Source organism: Ochrobactrum sp. BTU2 (assembly GCF_024539785.1).
Lineage (GTDB): Bacteria > Pseudomonadota > Alphaproteobacteria > Rhizobiales > Rhizobiaceae > Brucella > Brucella anthropi.
In genome coordinates, this window is record NZ_JAHWRG010000001.1 from 560,925 (window position 1) to 577,965 (window position 17,041).

A 17,041-nucleotide genomic window follows, 5' to 3' on the forward strand; every position below is an offset into this window, starting at 1 on the left:
CAAATGTAGAAGATTTCTACAAAGGTTTCTTCGCGCTTTGTAATTTCAATGCTGGTCGTCTCGATCTGGCGGCATTTGCGGGCGCGCCAGATTGCCCTTGGAGAAGGTATAGCCGGTTTCGACAACACTCAATCCAAATTTGTTTCGCAGCTTGTCGATGGCATTTTCGGCGACGGCGCGTTTGGTGGCCTGAGTGTCTACTAGATCGGGCGGATCGGCGCGATCACTTGAAGAAAGCTCGCTAACCCCAATCCCTAGCAATCTAAATCGTGTACCATCGAGTTCTTTTTCGAGAAGCTGCAATCCGTGGCGGAAGATTCTATCCGCGAGCTGGGTCGGATCGGAAAGCTGCCGATTGCGCGTACGCGATTTGAAGTCGTGTGTTTTCAGCTTCAAAACGACAGTACGCCCGGCTATTTCACTTGCTTTCAGTCGCCGCGAGACCTTTTCGGCGAGCGCCCGAAGAACAGGAACGAGATCGTTGGCATCCGACAAGTCATTGTTGAAGGTTGTCTCTGCCGAAACGCTTTTCATATCATGGTCCGGCTCGACCTTGCGGCTGTCCTGTCCTCGTGACAAACGGTAAAGACGCTGCCCCATAGTGCCATACGCCTTCACAAGTGCACCTTCTTCCATCGTCTGGAGTTGGCCGATCGACCTGATTCCATCACTTTCCAGTTTGGCTGCGAAAGCCTTGCCTACTCCCCAGATCGTGCTGACGGATCGGTCTCGCAGAAACGTCAGGGCTTCTGCTTCACCGATAACGGAAAAACCGCGCGGCTTTTCGATATCTGATGCAACCTTGGCCAGAAACTTGCAATAGGATAGTCCGATCGAGGCGGAAATGCCTATCTCATCCTCTACGCGTTTGGCGAAACTTGCGAGAACGATTGCGGGTGGAGCCTTATGCAAGCGTTCCGTGCCGCTCAGATCCAGAAAAGCCTCATCGATGGAAAGAGGTTCAACGAGGGGCGTCAGGTCACGCATCATTTGCCGCACTTCACGACCGACGCGAACATACTTTTCCATGTTTGGCTTAACGACGACGGCGTCGGGACAGGCTTCCAGTGCCTTGAACATGGGCATGGCAGATCGCACGCCATGAATACGGGCAAGATAGCAGGCCGTCGATACCACGCCGCGTTTTCCGCCGCCGATGATGAGCGGTTTGTCCCGCAGTTCCGGATTGTCCCGCTTTTCAACTGATGCGTAAAAAGCGTCGCAATCAATGTGTGCCAGAGAGAGCTTATAAAGCTCGCTGTGACGGAGAAGGCGAGGGCTGCCGCATGCATGGCATCGTCTGCCAGTGTGCGATTTTTGCGGCGCAAGGCAGTCGCGGCATACACCTTTTTCCGAACTGTTAGGTGCAATGGTGTCAGCCATGAGGACGAACCGTCTGATGAACATAAAAGGAACATCCTTTTATAGCATCGAAAGGCCGAAGTGCCATGGGGATATATCATCCCGGTTGGTCTTACACTTGACATTGCCGGGAATATCACCAAGTTTAGCAATATGAACAACCGTTTTGCATCCATACTTCATCGGGTTTATCCGATCACGGGATAGCTACCCTCGAGTTCTGCCTAGCGCAGGGGAACTCCGGGGGACGGTACGCCGCTTGTCCAAAAGCGGATTTCAAATAAGCGCTTTCATTAAAATCAATCTGAACGGCTTCGTGCAGAAACAGCACGGAGACTTATTACCTTTCAACAGCAGTGAGCACTCGCCATGAGCGGAAAGAATCGCAAGAAGCCCAATATCGTTGTTAGCGAAATCGACTATGAACGTCTGATGGGGCTGGCCACAAACGTTTCGGAACGTCTCGAGGAGATCGCCGAGGAGTTGATGGTTGAACTTGACCGCGCGAAAGTCGTTCCTGCGAAGCGTTTGCCGCAGAATGTGATTCACATGGGCTCTACTGTGGAGTTTCGCTCCAATGACGGGCAGGAGCGTCGGGTGACTCTGGTATATCCGGGCGAAGCGGATATCGCGCAGGGCAAAATTTCGATTCTCACGCCTATCGGTACTGCGCTGATCGGCCTTGCACCCGGCCAGTCGATTTCCTGGACGGCACGCGATGGCAAGCAGCACGAGTTGAACGTATTGTCGGTTTCGAATGAAGCCCAGGTTTCTGCAGCAAATCCTGCTGCTGAATAGTTAGCAAAAAGCCCGGCAGTGTCGGGCTTTTAATTTGCGGATCGAAGTCTTTTCTAAAGGTGCTGGTTCAGCCCGCCGGGCAGATATGACAAGGCTTTCTCAATTGTTGCCGGATCACGGCCGGCCTCTTCGCAGTAGCGCAGCAGCGTCGGCTCATGTGTCAGAAAAAATTGTAATATCCCCGCCAGAAAGCCAGGTTCACGTGCTGCCTGCCGGATCGACGCAGCTTCAATGCCTGTCAGGGCGAGGAAGCGAGGCAGCAGGTCCTTGTCCTGAGCCAACCACGCCAACGCTTCAATGGCGATCGCTTCCGCATCCGCCTGGCTCATCAGCGTTTTCATGTGGTTTCTCCGCTTTTTCTGTTGCTTTGCCGAATGTGTAACGGTCGCTCAGTCGAGGAACAATGGAATTATTTGCCTTTCATCAATGAAATGAGGTTAAACTACCCGCAGTCTAAGAAGTGGGGACTCTCTGGCGGATAAGAAAATCGAGCAAATGCCGGGTTGCTGCAGGGAATAAGACCAAGGAATTTTCGATGCCGAAAAGCGTGATGATTGTCGAAGACAACGAACTCAATATGAAGTTGTTTCGCGATCTTATCGAAGCCAGCGGATATGAGACCATCCGGACGAGAAACGGGCTTGAGGCGCTCGATCTTGCGCGCGAACATCGACCTGATCTGATTCTCATGGACATACAGCTTCCCGAGGTGTCGGGACTGGAAGTCACAAAATGGCTGAAAGACGATGACGAGTTGCGGCACATTCCGGTTATTGCCGTGACGGCTTTTGCAATGAAGGGCGACGAGGAGCGTATTCGGCAGGGCGGCTGTGAAGCCTATATATCCAAGCCGATATCGGTGCCGCGCTTCATAGAGACAATCAAATCCTATTTGGGCGACGCTTAGCGGAAATCAGGGCGAGGGGCATCATGACTGCACGAATTCTCGTCGTTGACGATGTGGATTCCAATGTAAAGCTCCTCGAGGCAAGGCTCCTCTCCGAATATTATGAGGTTATTACGGCTTATAGCGGTCCTGAAGCCATTGAGCTTTGTCTGGGCGGCCAGATTGACGTCGTTCTTCTAGATATATTGATGCCGGAGATGGACGGTTTTGAAGTGTGTCGTCGATTGAAAGATGATCCACGTACGTCCAATATTCCTGTTGTGATGGTGACGTCGCTCGATGGTGTCGATGACAAGATTCGCGGCCTTGAAGCTGGCGCCGACGACTTTCTGTCAAAGCCCGTCAGCGATCTTCAGTTATTGTCGCGTGTGAAGAGCCTGGCGCGGCTGAAACTGGTCTCTGATGAGCTTTTCCAGCGAACGGGCACGGTTGCGGACGCGGAAGTGGAAACGCTGCTGGCAAGCAAGATGGGCGGGAATTATGCCGATAAGGATGAGGTCGCCCGCATTCTCATAGTTGATGAGGACGAACTGGCGGCTGCACGCCTTCGTCTCATTCTTGGAGAGACCTATCGTGTCGATGTGGCCAGCGATGCCAACACGGCTTTGATCCGGGCGATAGATACGGATTACGACAGTATCGTTGTTTCAGCCAACTTCACTTATTACGATCCGCTGCGCCTTTGTTCGCAGTTGCGAACCATTGAACGCACAAGGCTGGTGCCGATCATTCTCGTTGTTCGGGAAGATGAGGGCGCGCTCGTGGTGCGTGCGCTGGAGCTTGGCGTAAATGACTATCTGATGCGTCCGCTTGAGAAGCTGGAGCTGTTTGCGCGCTTGCGAACCCAGATCAAACGGAAGTGTTATAACGATTTACTGCGGCAGAGCCTGAACCGTACGATCACCATGGCGGTGACGGATAGTCTCACAGGGCTGCACAACCGCCGCTATCTCGATACACATATGCCTGTCCTGCTGACCCGCGCCATGGGGCGCGAGCGGCCATTGTCAGTCATCATGCTCGACTTCGATCACTTCAAACGGATCAACGACCAGTACGGGCATGATGCTGGTGACGATGTTCTTCGCGAATTTGCGACGCGCCTGCGCAAGAATATTCGTGGGATGGATCTCATGTGTCGCTACGGCGGGGAGGAGTTTGTCGTCGTTCTGCCGGATAGCGATGTGGAGGCTGCGAAGGCTGTTGCCGAGCGAATCCGGATTGCTGTGTCAGACACGCCCTTTGCGGTTGCCAACGGCAAACACAAGGTCAACTTGACCATCAGTATGGGTGTTGCAGGGCTGAGGCTGATGGGGGATAGCGCTGACGCTCTTTTCTCGAGGACAGATGCTGCGCTCTATCAGGCAAAGAAAGGTGGTCGCAACCGCATTGTCTCTTCGGCAGCCTGAAGAATCCACGAAGCTGGAAACAAAAAAGCCGTCTCGAAAGAGACGGCTTTTTATTTCAATCATCTTGTCGATGACGACCGAAAACGAATTACTTGATCTTCGTTTCCTTGAACTCGACGTGCTTGCGCGCAATCGGGTCGTACTTGGTCTTTGTCATCTTTTCCGTCATCGTGCGGCTGTTCTTCTTCGTTACGTAGAAGAAGCCGGTGTCAGCGGTCGACAAAAGCTTGATCTTGATCGTCGTAGCCTTGGCCATATCGAATTACCTGCTCTGTATCTTTGCCGGAGCATGATCTTGCCGAAAATCGGTTCCCAATTCTCGGGATCATGCTCAATGGATGGAAACCTCCAGCGATTCCGGTAATCTCATCCGGCAGCGGAAATTTGGCGCGACACTACGTATTGGCGGCGAAAAGTCAAGCCCGCTTCTTCCTCAAAAGCAGCCTTCCTGCTGCAAAGAGTGCATATGCGGCAAAAAACACACCGAGAGTCATGGGGAATCCTTTTGGTCCCAGCATGTCCATACCGACACCAACGGCTTGCGGTCCTGCAAGCATGCCGATGGCATAACAGAACACGAAAGCGGCATTGGCGGATGCCAGCTCACGTCCCGTCAGCTCGGAGCCGAGATGCGCGAGGCCGATCGTATAGAGACCAGCCACTACACCACCCCACAGGAACAGAATGGCTGCCATGAGATACCAGTGCTGCATGAGATAGGGCAGGGCGATCATACCGATCAGGCCCGTCGTGGCGCAGAAGAGCAGAAGTTTGCGGCGATCCGAAATGCGATCGCTGACAAGGCCTAATGGAATCTGCATCAACACATTGCCGAGGCCGATCATCGTAAGCAGAAGTGCTGCGTCTGCTTCCGGATAACCGATACGCGCTCCGAAGACTGGAAAGAGGGCAAAGCCGCCCGTTTCCACAGCGCCGAAAACAAAGACAGCCATGGTTGCAGTCGGAACGGCAAAGATGAAGGGTAGGAACGGTACGTGTTCGCCTTCTTCGAAATCGGGACTGTCGCGCCATGCGAATGCAACCGGTATGAGGGCGATCAGGATGATGACGAAGCCGACATAGAAAGGCAGTCCGCCCGTGCTCCCGATTTTCGAGAACAACCACGGTCCGAGCGCAAAGCCCAGCGAAAGTGATGTTGAATAGATTCCAAGCACGAGCCCGCGCTTTTCAGGTGGTGCGGAGGCGTTGATCCAGTACTCGGACAAAACGAAAAGCACGGTCAACGCGAAATGCAGGACGATGCGCAGCGCAAACCACGCCCAGAGCGGTTGAAAGAAGTGGAAGCCGAGAAAGGCTCCGCTTCCGATGATGAGCATAAGGAAGATCGCCTTGACCACACCCAGTCGTGCGGCGATGGGGGCGGCAAGGGGAGCCGCAACGATGGATGCCAGTCCTGCCACGGCAGTGTTAGCGCCTATCAGACTGGCGGAATGACCGCGGCTTTCCAGAAGAACGCTCAACAGCGGAATGCCCAGCCCAATTGCTGCACCAACTGCACTGATCGTGGCAATGGCTGCTGCAAGCGAACGCCAGTGCATCTGGCCCTCAGCCGGCCTGCCGCCAGGTTCTTGCGGGACAAGATCGGCGGGTTGGATTTCTTTATTCATCGGGTTCAGATCACTTCGCGAATGAAGCGGCCATGCCGCTTCCAATATTGTACCACCGGCAAGGTGGCTGGCAGTTCAAATTCGGTATCCGTTAGAAGCACGCGCGCTTCTTTCAAGATCGCCTGAGTAATATGAGCGACGTCGAGTGTATCGATTTGATCAATGGAAACCCAATCGAGGTCTTCCAGTTCGCCACTGGGAACGAGTGGCTGCTGATCGAGCTCCGGTATATGATCGCGAAATGCGATAAAAAAACGGGTGTCGAAACGGCGAACATAGTCCGGGGGCGTTACCGCGCGAGCAAAATAGCGCAGGCTGTCCAAAGCCGGCATCATGCCTTTATCGAGGAAGGTCGACCAGTCGTGATGTGTGGGCAAAGCAACCGGTGCTGAGATCGCTTGCCCGATGCGAAGGCCAGTCTCTTCAAAGGTTTCGCGAATGGCACATAGGCCGAGTGCACGGGCGCGACGCATCGATGCACGAGCCCCCATGCCTGCGAGCAGCTTGGCAACATCATTACTATTCAGTTCAGCCGCGGCAGCGATAGCGCCGTCTACAGGATCGGCACGACCACCCGGAAAAACAAACTTTCCGGGCATAAAGGCGAGGCTGGCGTGGCGTCTGCCCATGAGAATTCGCGGCTTGCTGCCCGACCGGTCGACAAGCAAAAGGGATGCGGCATCACGCGGTCGCAAAGCTTTCACGGCTTTAGTTGAAGTGGACGGGGGCTGAACCATGGCAGTCATGGTGACCTTCAGGTCACGTCGCCATATTCACCTTCGCCCTTACCTCCGAAACCATGCATGTAGAGCGCCCATTGCAGGCCGATGGTCGCTCCCTTCATAGGTTGAAGCAGCAGCAGCGACATGATCACAGTCAACGGTCCCCAGATCGCCATATGAGCCCAGAGTGGCAGATTGGTGGTTGCTTCCACACCCATGAAAGCGCCTACAACCACGTGCCCCACGATCAGAATGGTGAGGTATGCAGGAAGGTCGTCGGCACGTTGTTCCGTGTAGTCTTCGCCACACACGGAACACTGCGCCACTGGCTTCACAAACGACCGGAAAAGCTTTCCTTCACCACAATGCGGGCAACGTCCGCGAAAGCCGCGCCACATAGCTTCACCCAAAGGGCGTTTCGGGTGAGCGGCCTTGGGGCTTTCGCCACCGAAAACCTGAACATTTTGCGCGGAATTGGCCTCTAGCGTGCTCATCAGCGACCTCTTCTCTTCTGACGCGGAATACCCGCGGGTTTACCCCTTCGCCCACGCATCGTCCGGCTTGCCTTATGATGCGAGCGGGTCGCCATCGGCAGGGGATGCGGTTCCGAAACCATCTCAAAGCGAAGCGCGCCCGCAACGGGGAGCGCTTCTACAAGCCGAACCGTCACTGTATCACCAAGCCGGAAGCCTTTACCGCTCCGTTCACCGGCAATCGCATGGTTCGCTTCGTCATATAAATAGTATTCATGACCTAAAGTTGAAATGGGTACCAGCCCATCCGCGCCATATGTCGCAAGGTTCACGAAAAGACCGGCCCGCGTTACGCCCGTCACGCGCCCTTCATATTCGTCTCCAAGATGTGCGGCGAGAAAATGTGCAATGAGACGGTCAACAGTTTCACGCTCGGCCAGCATGGCGCGACGTTCGGTCGAGGAGATGAGCGCGGAGATTTCTTCGAGATGCGCTTCCTCCTCTGTCGTTAGTCCGTCACTTCCAAGGTTCAGGGCCTTGATCAGAGCGCGGTGAACGATGAGATCGGCATAACGGCGGATCGGCGAGGTGAAATGCGCATAGCGGCTCAAATGCAGGCCGAAATGTCCGATATTATCAGGGTTATATTCCGCTTGGCTTTGTGTGCGCAGCACGACCTGATTGACCAGTTCTTGATGATCCGAGCCTTCAACGGCTTCAAGAATCCGGTTGAACTGCGCGGGTTGCAGCTCCGCGCCTTTGGCAAGACTCAGATCAAGCGTACGCAGGAATTCACGTAGGGTTTCCTGTTTGGCAAGAGCCGGAGCATCATGAATGCGGAAAATCAACGGCTGACGGTGCGCTTCCAATGTTTCTGCAGCAGCGACATTCGCCTGAATCATGAACTCTTCGATAAGCTTGTGTGCATCGAGCCGTTCAGGAACGATAACCTTGTCTACCTTGCCATCGGGCGTGAGCAGGATTTTCTTTTCCGGTAAATCGAGTTCCAGCGGTTCGCGAGCATCGCGCCCACGCTTCAGCACAGCATAGGCGCCCCACAGCGGTTTTAGTATGCCGTCGAGAATGGGCGTGGTCTTGTCATCCGGCGCGCCGTCAATGGCAGCCTGGGCTTGCGAATAGGCAAGCTTAACCGCCGATTTCATCATGATGCGATGGAACTTGTGCGATTTCTTGCGCCCGTCAGCCGCAAAGATCATACGGACCGCAAGGGCAGGGCGATCTTCCAGTTCGCGCAGCGAGCAAAGATTGTTTGAAATCCGTTCGGGAAGCATCGGCACGACCCTGTCCGGGAAATAGACCGAGTTACCGCGCTTCTGTGCTTCACGATCAAGCGCGGAATCTGGACGGACATAGGCGGCGACGTCAGCGATAGCCACGATGACAATCTGGCCGCCCGGATTCTCAGGATCCTTGTCCGGCTCGGCGTAAACGGCGTCGTCATGATCTTTGGCGTCAGCCGGATCAATGGTGAGAAGCGGAATGTCGCGCCAGTCTTCCCGACCGTCCATCGTCGCAGGCTGGGCGGCTTCTGCTTCGCTCAGCGCTTCAGCCGGGAAAACATGCGGAATTTCATGCTCATGGATGGCAATCATCGACAGGGCTTTTTCGCTATCGATAGACCCAACCACCTGTCGAACTTTGCCGCGCGGCAATCCCTGACGACGCGAGGAAATCAGGTCCACTTCAACAAGATCACCGGCTTCAGCATTTTCCAGCTGTGCCGGATCGAGCTGCACCTCAGGCTGTTTTCTGTTTACCGGGTCCAACCGCCATTCACCGTTGCCGAGCTTGCGAACAATACCCAGCACCGCGTTCGTGCGGTGCTCGAGACGCTTCATGACGCGGGCGGTATAATCCGGTCCGTCGCGATCTTCACTGCGGAATATTTTCGCCAGAACGCGATCCCCGACGCCCACTGCGGGACCGCCTTCCGAAGCTTTATTCAATCGGGTGCGGCGGATCAGGACAATAGGTGGTTTGCCGTAACCGGCCTCGTCCCATTCCGACGGACGTGCGAGCAAGCTGCCATCCTCGTCGCGTCCTGTAATATCAAGCACAGTAACGGCAGGTAGTGCGCCAGGGCGAGACAGTTTGCGGGCGCGTTTTTCAACCAGACCCTCATCAGAAAGTTCGCGTAGAAGATCTTTCAGATAAACCCGCGCATCGCCCTTGATGTTGAATGCTTTTGCCAGTTCGCGCTTGCCTGCCCGGTCAGGATTCTCTTCAATATATTTGAGAACCTCTTCGCGGGTTGGCAGAAACGCATTGGGATCGCTGTTCCCATCGGCAGATTTTGCTTTGGCTGCACGCCGTTCGGTCCGTGCGGATCGACCGGTATCGGATTTGGAAAAACGGCGTGCCAATTGCTACTCCTCTACCGTCTCGGCCTTGGATTTGGCTTTCGGCTTGGCTGTCGACTTGGCTTTTGCTGGTGCCTTCTTGGCCGCGGGCTTTTTTGCAGCAGCTTTCTTTTCAGTGCTGGCTGAAGCCTTGCGGGCAGGGGTTTTTTTACTCTTGGAAGACCCGGCCTTTTCCGTAATCAGAGCCAACGCTTCTTCCAGCGTGACACTTGCCGGGTCCTTGCCCTTCGGCAAAGTGGCGTTGACTTTGCCCCAGTTGACATAAGGCCCATAGCGACCGTCGCGAACAGTGATCGAACCACCGTCAGGATGGTCGCCAAGTGTCGCCAATGCAGCCGGCGTGGAGCGGCCACGACCGCCACCCTTCGACTGTTTGTCGGCCAGAACCGACACGGCGCGATTGAGGCCGACGGAGAAGACCTCTTCGGCATTCTCCAGGTTGGCGAACGTGCCGTCATGGCTGACGTAAGGCCCGTAGCGACCGATACCAGCGGAGATCATCTTGCCGGTTTCTGGATGCTGCCCGATGTCGCGCGGCAGTGACAGAAGCGCAACGGCTTTTTCATGGTCGAGCGTGTCGACGGTCCAGCCTTTCGGAAGGCTGGCGCGCTTTGCTTCCTTGCCCTCGCCACGTTGGACATAGGGGCCGAAACGACCGGTCCGTGCAGTGATTTCCTCACCGGTGAATGGGTCCTTGCCGAGCGATTTCGGTTCGTCCGCAGCAGCAGATTCGCCGTTGGCGTCTCCGCCGAGCTGGCGGGTATACTTGCATTCGGGATAGTTGGAGCAGCCGACGAATGCACCGTATTTCCCAAGCTTCAACGACAGCATTCCTGTGCCGCAGGTCGGGCACGAACGCGGATCGCTACCGTCTTCTCGTGCCGGGAACACCAGCGGCGCCAGTTCTTCGTTCAGTGCGTCGAGAACATTGGTGACGCGCAATTCCTTGATGTCATCGACATTACCCGAGAAGTCGCGCCAGAAATCGCGCAAAACGTCTTTCCAGGAAAGCTTGCCGTCCGAAATAAGATCGAGCTTTTCCTCAAGGTCTGCCGTGAAATCATATTCCACATAGCGCTCGAAAAAACTTTCGAGGAAGGCGGTGACCAGACGACCCTTGGGTTCCGGAATGAGCTTGCGCTTGTCGATGGTGATGTATTCGCGATCACGCAGCGTGGCCAGAGTCGCGGCATAGGTCGAAGGACGACCGATACCGAGTTCTTCCATCTTCTTGATGAGCGAAGCTTCCGAATAGCGCGGCGGCGGTTCGGTCGAATGCTGGGTCGCATCGATCTTCTCGCGCGCCAGAGCTTCACCGGAACGAATTTCCGGCAGCTTTGCACTATCCTCGTCGTCGTCCTCTTCTTCGCGATGATCCATATAGGCTGCGAGGAAGCCATCGAACTTAGTGACAGACCCATTGGCGCGCAGCATGGCCGAGCGCGAACTGTTGACCGCCTCAATGTCGACGGTTGTACGCTCAATGTCGGCAGCCTGCATCTGGCTGGCGATGGCGCGCTTCCAGATGAGCTCATAGAGCCGCGCCTGATCGTCATCGAGATAGCGACGCACATCCTTCGGGTGACGCGAGAAATCCGTTGGCCGGATGGCTTCGTGCGCTTCCTGTGCGTTCTTTGCCTTGCTGGAATAATAGCGCGGCTTTTCCGGCACATATTTTGCGCCGAAGCTTTTGCCGATGGCGTCACGGGCCGCATTGATGGCTTCTGGAGCTATCTGCACGCCATCGGTACGCATATAGGTGATCAGGCCGGCAGTCTCGCCGCCAATATCGACACCTTCGTAAAGTCGCTGCGCCACTTGCATGGTGCGCGAGGCAGAAAATCCGAGCTGGCCGGATGCGGCCTGCTGCAAGGTTGACGTGGTGAATGGCGGCCCCGGATTGCGCTTGGTTGGCTTTGCCTCGACAGAAAGAGCCTTGAAGCTTGCGCCTTCCAGCATGGTGCGAATGGCCGTTGCCTGTTCACCATTCTTGATATCGAGTTTGCCGAGCTTCTTGCCGTCAACGGCAGTGAGACGGGCGGTGAAACCGTCATTGCGCGGCGTTTTCAACAACGCCGCGATATTCCAGTATTCCTCACGGATGAAGCGTTCGATCTCGGATTCGCGATCTGCAACGAGACGCAGCGCCACTGACTGAACGCGGCCAGCCGAGCGCGCGCCCGGCAGTTTGCGCCACAGAACTGGCGAAAGCGTGAAGCCGACAAGATAATCCAGTGCACGGCGTGCAAGATATGCATCGACCAGAGGTTCATCGATGTCGCGCGGATTGGCGATGGCATCCAGAACAGCCTTCTTGGTGATGGCATTGAAAGCCACACGTTTGACTGTCTTGCCCTTGAGCGCCTTTTTCTGGTTGAGCACTTCAAGCACATGCCAGGAAATGGCTTCACCTTCGCGATCCGGATCGGTTGCGAGAATGATGCCATCGCTGTCTTTCAGCGCTTTGACAATATCGGCAAGGCGTTTGGAGGAATTGCTATCCACCTCCCACGACATTGCAAAGTCTTCGTCGGGACGAACCGAGCCATCCTTGGCTGGCAAGTCCCGCACATGACCGAACGAGGCCAGAACCTTATAGTTCGAGCCCAGATATTTATTGATGGTTTTAGCCTTGGCAGGCGATTCGACAACGACGACGTTCATTTAAAGCAGCCCAGATTCGCGCCCCATGGAGATAAAATACCTCCTCTCCGCGTGAAATTCGTTGCCTTCACATGAACAGCGGGCAGCGTTTGGTCAAGAGCAGGACAACAAAAATCACGAAATACAACTTAAGATTGCTGTTAAGTTGAATGAAACCAATAGTAGCATAGGGTATGAAGAAATCGAGTTTATCTCTCGAGGAGATAGGTATGGATGATACGGCGAGTTTTCCAGAGATGGAAGACGGTGAGGATATGGAAACCGCGACTCGCTCCGAGACGGTAGCATATATAGAGCAGATGCTTGAACAGCTCAGTTTGATGGCGAAAAGTACGAATTATGTGTTGCTGGCTTATATGATCGAAATAGCTCTCATTGAGGCTCGGGAAGCGCTTCACAATGAGGCCGGGTCGTAACAGTCGTCACTCCATCGGAACCAATGCCACCTGATTGCCGGCATATCGATGGAGCCGCCCTGCCAAGTCCAGTTCCAGCAGAATGAGCTGAACAGCTCCAGTATCCATACCCGTGTGACGAACGAGGGTGTCAATGTCGGTCGGTACAGGACCGAGCGCATCGATAACGATGTCTCTTTGCTCTTCCGTTGCGAACGGTTGGAGCGATTCCGGTTCTTCCAACGCTGGAGATAAAAGATCGGGCTGTGCTGGTATATTCGCCTGATAGGCGTTTGGACCGGCCAGCGGCCGGAGTGCTTCAATGACATCGTTTGCTTCGGTAACCAGTGTCGCACCTTGTTTCAGAAGCAGATTTGTGCCGCGCGCACGAGGATCAAGCGGAGAGCCAGGAACAGCGAACACGGTGCGTCCCATGTCCCCGGCCATACGCGCGCTGATAAGCGAGCCGGAACGCTCTGCTGCTTCGACGACGATCAAACCCAGCGACAAGCCTGCAATAATCCGATTGCGGCGTGGAAAATCACGCGAGCGTGGCTCTGCGCCCATTGGCATTTCGCTTATGAGCGCGCCACCTTGTTCTGGTATGGCGTGATAGAGTGGAAGGTTTTCCGGCGGATAGGGGCAGTCAAGTCCACCTGCAAGTACTGCTACGGTACCGGTTTTCATGCTTGCGCGGTGCGCAGCGGCATCAATGCCGCGGGCAAGTCCGGAAATCACAGCAAATCCTGCCTCGCCAAGATCATGTGCCAGACGCTCGGTAAAACGTGCGCCAATCACCGAAGCATTACGTGAACCGACAATAGCGATGGGTGGCTTGCTGAAAATGGCTGCATTCCCCTTGATCGTAACCAAAGGGGGCGGAGCCTCACAATTCTTGAGTTGCTGTGGATAATCCGGTTCGCCCATGCCGACAAGACGGGCACCGGCGCGTTCAATAGCTTCAAGCTCGCGCTCAGCGTCGTCCATGGACGCAACGCGGATCGGACGGGCACTGCCGCCTCTGATATTGAGATCAGGTAGCATTTCTATCGCGCTTGATGCTGAGCCACAAAACAGAATCAGATCGCGAAAGGTGACAGGGCCGATATTGTCGGTTCGGATGAGGCGTAGCCAGTTAAGCCGCTGGCGATCAGAGAGGCGAATTCCAGTTTTCGAATTCGCGCTTTCCTTCATCCCTTGGCTCCGATCTTGCTCTCGGTGCCGTTTAAGAGGCGCGTAATGTTGGCCTTATGCTTGAAGATAACGATGACCGTCATGATCGCAAAGAGCACTGCGATTGCTGGATACCCCCGCGAATAGAGCGCAATGGGAACAACGATGCTGGCGATAAGTGCCGCAAGGGAGGAATAGCGCGTCAAAAGCGCCGTCACGATCCAGACGGCAGCGAAGACCAATGCTCCGGGCCATGCAAGCCCGATGAGGACGCCCAGATAGGTGGCGACGCCTTTGCCACCCTTGAAGCCGATCCATACTGGAAAGAGATGCCCGATAAAGGCACCGAAGCCTGCGCCAATAGCGGCGTCCGGGCCGTAGCGTGAAGCGACGAGAACGGCGACCGTACCTTTCAGCATGTCAAAAATCAGCGTCGCAGCGGCAAGCTTCTTGTTACCGGTACGCAGCACGTTCGTCGCGCCGATATTGCCCGAGCCGATGGACCGGACGTCGCCCAATCCCGCAAGCCGGGTCAGGATCAAACCAAATGGAATGGAGCCAAGAAAATAGCCGAAGACGAGCGCCCCTATGAGCGTCAAGCTAAGGAATCCCGGTTCGGCCATGAACGTCCCCTTGTTTCTTGATTCCGCCTACCCGGAATTTTCGAATGATTGTTCCGGGTTATGCGGTGTTTTTCAAGCCGAGTAAACGGTCTTGCCAGCCACTAAGGTGTGGACGACGCGACCTTGAAAGCGAGCACTTTCAAAGCAACTGTTCTTGGATAGCGAGTGCAGATCTTCTTCACGTACGATCCAAGGCTCATCCAGATCGACAATGGCAAGATCTGCCTTGGCGCCTGGCTTTAGCGTACCAGCATCAAGGCCGAAAATACGTGCTGGAGCTGTTGATAGCACTTCAACCAGCCGCAGCAGCGGAATGCTGTCATTGTGATAGAGACGAAGTGCGGCCCCCAGCAATGTTTCAAGGCCGATGGCACCGGCTTCGGCATCAGCAAAGGGCAGGCGTTTGGTATCGACATCCTGCGGATCATGAGCCGAAACGACAATATCGATGGTGCCGTTCTTCACGGCTTCGACCATAGCAAGGCGATCCTGTTCTCCGCGCAAAGGTGGCGAAAGTCGGAAAAACGTGCGGAATTCACCAATGTCGTTTTCATTGAGCGACAAATGGTTGATCGATACGCCTGCCGTTACTTTCGCGCCGAGATCCTTGGCGCGGCGCACGGCTTCCGCCGACATTGCGCAGGAAAGCTGTGCGGCATGATAGTTGCTGTTGGTTAGCGCTGCTAGACGCAGGTCGCGTTCCAGCGGAATCACCTCCGCTTCACGCGGACTCCCGGAAAGACCGAGCCAGCTTGCAAATAGGCCTTCGTTCATCACGCCATTCGCACCAAGGAACGGATCGCGCGTTTCGCAGGCAATCACGGCATTGAAATCGCGGGCGTAGGTCAGAGCGCGCCGCATGAGCTGGGTATTGGCGATTGTCTGCCTGCCTTCCGTGAAGGCAACAGCACCGGCATCGCGCAGCAGACCGATTTCGGTCATTTCCTCGCCGCGCAGACCTTTGGTGATCGCCGCAGCCGGGTGCACATTGACAACAGCCGTGTCACGCGCCGTGCGTTTGACAAATTCCACCAGAGCCACGTCATCAATCACCGGATCGGTGTCGGGCATCATGATGATTGAGGTTACACCACCAGCGGCTGCCGCGCGGCTTGCCGAGGCGATGGTTTCGCGATGTTCAGCGCCGGGCTCACCGACGAAGACGCGGGCATCCACGAGGCCAGGCAATACTGCCTTGCCATTCAGGTCGATGATTTCTGCACCTTCCGGTGCGCCCTGATTGCGGGCATCCGCTCCGGCGGCAACAATCTTGCCATCGCGGATCAGAACGCTGCCGGTTTCATCGAGACCGCGCGACGGATCGATGATGCGCGCGTTTTCAAACAGGATCGCGCTCATGCTGCTTCTCCGTTACTGGGATTACGGCGCGGATCGAGCAGGGCTTCCATCACGGCCATACGCACGGCGACGCCCATTTCTACCTGTTGCTGGATCACGCTCTGCGGTCCGTCGGCAACGTCGGATGCGATCTCGACGCCGCGATTCATCGGACCGGGATGCATGACGAGCGCGTCAGGTTTGGCAACTTTGAGCTTCTCTTTATCCAGACCGTAGAAGCGGAAATATTCGCGTACCGAAGGCACGAAGGAGCCGGCCATGCGCTCACGCTGAAGGCGCAGCATCATGACCACATCGGCATCTTTCAAGCCTTCTTCCATCGAATTGAAGACTTCGACGCTCATATCGGCCATGCCGGAAGGCAGAAGCGTGGACGGCGCGACGACACGCACCCTTGCGCCAAGCGCGTTGAGAAGGAGAATGTTGGAGCGTGCGACGCGGGAATGCAGCACATCGCCGCAAATGGCGACAATCAGGTTTTCGATTCCGCCCTTGGCGCGACGAATGGTCAGCGCATCGAGAAGTGCTTGGGTGGGGTGTTCGTGCGCGCCGTCACCGGCGTTGACCACCGAACAGCCGACTTTCTGCGCGAGCAGGGCAGCCGCGCCCGCCGAAGCGTGACGGATAACCAATATGTCCGGCTGCATGGCGTTCAGCGTCATCGCTGTATCGATGAGCGTTTCGCCTTTCTTGACCGACGAGTTGCCGACAGACATATTCATGACGTCGGCACCGAGCCGTTTTCCGGCCAGCTCGAACGACGATTGCGTTCGTGTCGATGCTTCGAAGAAGAGATTGATTTGCGTGCGACCGCGAAGCACGGACTTTTTCTTCTCTGGCTGTCTGGAGACAGCGATTTCCTGATCGGCGAGATCAAGAAGGCAGAGAATGTCCAGGGGCGAAAGCCCCTTGATGCCCAGCAGGTGGCGGTGAGGGAAAAGCGGAGGGACCGTTTGATTTGTCATGGCAAGTCACCCGTATAGGACCATGAGGCAGGTCCCGCAACCGTCCTTATAATGGCTTCAGGCGATTCACCAAGAAAAACCTGTGCTGTTCTGACGACAAATTGTGTTCGGGATGGCAAAATTTTAGCAAATGCAATGCAAGAAACCTAAATTAAATTGAATCGCACAATACGGAACGAGCT

Annotated in this window: 16 protein-coding genes; 4 read left to right on the plus strand and 12 right to left on the minus strand. The window is 55.5% G+C overall.

Annotation, left to right across the window (positions count from 1 at the left end; all coding sequences use genetic code 11):
- Window positions 1-45: 45 nt before the first annotated feature.
- Window positions 46-1,383, minus strand: a complete 1,338-nt coding sequence (locus tag KWJ32_RS02690; RefSeq protein WP_040128682.1) for a DNA polymerase IV — start codon at window positions 1,381-1,383, stop codon at window positions 46-48.
- A gap of 348 nt (window positions 1,384-1,731) precedes the next feature.
- Here KWJ32_RS02690 and rnk point away from each other — a divergent pair, with 348 nt between their 5' ends.
- Window positions 1,732-2,160, plus strand: a complete 429-nt coding sequence (rnk, locus tag KWJ32_RS02695) for a nucleoside diphosphate kinase regulator (protein WP_012093058.1) — start codon at window positions 1,732-1,734, stop codon at window positions 2,158-2,160.
- A 53-nt stretch (window positions 2,161-2,213) separates the two neighbouring features.
- Here the strand turns inward: rnk and KWJ32_RS02700 are convergent, their stop codons facing one another.
- Window positions 2,214-2,501 carry a DUF3572 domain-containing protein gene (locus KWJ32_RS02700; protein WP_012093057.1) on the minus strand — a complete coding sequence of 96 codons (288 nt, stop codon included), beginning with the start codon at window positions 2,499-2,501 and terminating at the stop codon, window positions 2,214-2,216.
- 194 nt (window positions 2,502-2,695) lie between these two features.
- Here KWJ32_RS02700 and KWJ32_RS02705 point away from each other — a divergent pair, with 194 nt between their 5' ends.
- On the plus strand, window positions 2,696-3,067 hold the full coding sequence (locus KWJ32_RS02705; RefSeq protein WP_010658876.1) for a response regulator: 372 nt from the start codon (window positions 2,696-2,698) through the stop codon (window positions 3,065-3,067).
- Between the two features lie 23 nt (window positions 3,068-3,090).
- The gene (locus KWJ32_RS02710) at window positions 3,091-4,476 is read left to right on the plus strand and encodes a PleD family two-component system response regulator (RefSeq protein WP_012093056.1); all 1,386 of its coding nucleotides are present in this window, start codon (window positions 3,091-3,093) and stop codon (window positions 4,474-4,476) included.
- Between the two features lie 88 nt (window positions 4,477-4,564).
- Here the strand turns inward: KWJ32_RS02710 and rpmG are convergent, their stop codons facing one another.
- The 6 genes from rpmG to topA form a co-directional block, all read right to left on the minus strand.
- Window positions 4,565-4,732 (minus strand): 50S ribosomal protein L33, encoded by a 168-nt coding sequence (gene rpmG, locus KWJ32_RS02715; RefSeq protein ID WP_002966024.1) that lies wholly within the window; start codon window positions 4,730-4,732, stop codon window positions 4,565-4,567.
- Between the two features lie 160 nt (window positions 4,733-4,892).
- Window positions 4,893-6,035, minus strand: a complete 1,143-nt coding sequence (locus tag KWJ32_RS02720) for an MFS transporter (protein WP_010658874.1) — start codon at window positions 6,033-6,035, stop codon at window positions 4,893-4,895.
- Window positions 6,036-6,109: 74 nt separating this feature from the next.
- Window positions 6,110-6,850: an NUDIX hydrolase gene (locus KWJ32_RS02725; protein WP_012093055.1), complete on the minus strand. Its 741-nt coding sequence runs from the start codon at window positions 6,848-6,850 to the stop codon at window positions 6,110-6,112.
- Between the two features lie 8 nt (window positions 6,851-6,858).
- A complete protein-coding gene (locus KWJ32_RS02730) occupies window positions 6,859-7,320 on the minus strand; it encodes a DUF983 domain-containing protein (RefSeq protein WP_010658872.1) in 462 nt (153 codons plus the stop codon).
- Complete coding sequence (rnr, locus tag KWJ32_RS02735) at window positions 7,320-9,683, minus strand: ribonuclease R (RefSeq protein WP_012093054.1); 2,364 nt, start codon at window positions 9,681-9,683, stop codon at window positions 7,320-7,322. Before rnr ends, KWJ32_RS02730 begins: the two co-directional genes overlap by 1 nt.
- Window positions 9,684-9,686: 3 nt before the next feature.
- Complete coding sequence (gene topA / locus KWJ32_RS02740) at window positions 9,687-12,344, minus strand: type I DNA topoisomerase (protein WP_012093053.1); 2,658 nt, start codon at window positions 12,342-12,344, stop codon at window positions 9,687-9,689.
- A gap of 209 nt (window positions 12,345-12,553) precedes the next feature.
- On the opposite strand from topA, the gene KWJ32_RS02745 reads away from it, so the two are divergent.
- Window positions 12,554-12,760 carry a hypothetical protein gene (locus KWJ32_RS02745; RefSeq protein WP_040128683.1) on the plus strand — a complete coding sequence of 69 codons (207 nt, stop codon included), beginning with the start codon at window positions 12,554-12,556 and terminating at the stop codon, window positions 12,758-12,760.
- Window positions 12,761-12,766: 6 nt separating this feature from the next.
- Here the strand turns inward: KWJ32_RS02745 and dprA are convergent, their stop codons facing one another.
- The 4 genes from dprA to KWJ32_RS02765 form a co-directional block, all read right to left on the minus strand.
- On the minus strand, window positions 12,767-13,933 hold the full coding sequence (gene dprA / locus KWJ32_RS02750; RefSeq protein WP_012093051.1) for a DNA-processing protein DprA: 1,167 nt from the start codon (window positions 13,931-13,933) through the stop codon (window positions 12,767-12,769).
- The gene (plsY, locus tag KWJ32_RS02755; protein WP_010658867.1) at window positions 13,930-14,535 is read right to left on the minus strand and encodes a glycerol-3-phosphate 1-O-acyltransferase PlsY; all 606 of its coding nucleotides are present in this window, start codon (window positions 14,533-14,535) and stop codon (window positions 13,930-13,932) included. Before plsY ends, dprA begins: the two co-directional genes overlap by 4 nt.
- A 72-nt stretch (window positions 14,536-14,607) precedes the next feature.
- Entirely contained in the window at window positions 14,608-15,894 is a 1,287-nt protein-coding gene (locus KWJ32_RS02760) for a dihydroorotase (protein ID WP_012093050.1), read from the minus strand.
- Window positions 15,891-16,859 carry an aspartate carbamoyltransferase catalytic subunit gene (locus KWJ32_RS02765; protein ID WP_012093049.1) on the minus strand — a complete coding sequence of 323 codons (969 nt, stop codon included), beginning with the start codon at window positions 16,857-16,859 and terminating at the stop codon, window positions 15,891-15,893. Before KWJ32_RS02765 ends, KWJ32_RS02760 begins: the two co-directional genes overlap by 4 nt.
- Between the last annotated feature and the right edge of the window lie 182 nt (window positions 16,860-17,041).

What these genes read in the sequence shown, in the direction of transcription:
- KWJ32_RS02690 (WP_040128682.1), bottom strand. Translation starts at nt 1,383, where the DNA reads ATGGCTGACACCATTGCACCTAACAGTTCGGAAAAAGGTGTATGCCGC.
- rnk (WP_012093058.1), top strand. Translation starts at nt 1,732, where the DNA reads ATGAGCGGAAAGAATCGCAAGAAGCCCAATATCGTTGTTAGCGAAATC.
- KWJ32_RS02700 (WP_012093057.1), bottom strand. Translation starts at nt 2,501, where the DNA reads ATGAAAACGCTGATGAGCCAGGCGGATGCGGAAGCGATCGCCATTGAA.
- KWJ32_RS02705 (WP_010658876.1), top strand. Translation starts at nt 2,696, where the DNA reads ATGCCGAAAAGCGTGATGATTGTCGAAGACAACGAACTCAATATGAAG.
- KWJ32_RS02710 (WP_012093056.1), top strand. Translation starts at nt 3,091, where the DNA reads ATGACTGCACGAATTCTCGTCGTTGACGATGTGGATTCCAATGTAAAG.
- rpmG (WP_002966024.1), bottom strand. Translation starts at nt 4,732, where the DNA reads ATGGCCAAGGCTACGACGATCAAGATCAAGCTTTTGTCGACCGCTGAC.
- KWJ32_RS02720 (WP_010658874.1), bottom strand. Translation starts at nt 6,035, where the DNA reads ATGCACTGGCGTTCGCTTGCAGCAGCCATTGCCACGATCAGTGCAGTT.
- KWJ32_RS02725 (WP_012093055.1), bottom strand. Translation starts at nt 6,850, where the DNA reads ATGACTGCCATGGTTCAGCCCCCGTCCACTTCAACTAAAGCCGTGAAA.
- KWJ32_RS02730 (WP_010658872.1), bottom strand. Translation starts at nt 7,320, where the DNA reads ATGAGCACGCTAGAGGCCAATTCCGCGCAAAATGTTCAGGTTTTCGGT.
- topA (WP_012093053.1), bottom strand. Translation starts at nt 12,344, where the DNA reads ATGAACGTCGTCGTTGTCGAATCGCCTGCCAAGGCTAAAACCATCAAT.
- KWJ32_RS02745 (WP_040128683.1), top strand. Translation starts at nt 12,554, where the DNA reads ATGGATGATACGGCGAGTTTTCCAGAGATGGAAGACGGTGAGGATATG.
- dprA (WP_012093051.1), bottom strand. Translation starts at nt 13,933, where the DNA reads ATGAAGGAAAGCGCGAATTCGAAAACTGGAATTCGCCTCTCTGATCGC.
- plsY (WP_010658867.1), bottom strand. Translation starts at nt 14,535, where the DNA reads ATGGCCGAACCGGGATTCCTTAGCTTGACGCTCATAGGGGCGCTCGTC.
- KWJ32_RS02760 (WP_012093050.1), bottom strand. Translation starts at nt 15,894, where the DNA reads ATGAGCGCGATCCTGTTTGAAAACGCGCGCATCATCGATCCGTCGCGC.
- KWJ32_RS02765 (WP_012093049.1), bottom strand. Translation starts at nt 16,859, where the DNA reads ATGACAAATCAAACGGTCCCTCCGCTTTTCCCTCACCGCCACCTGCTG.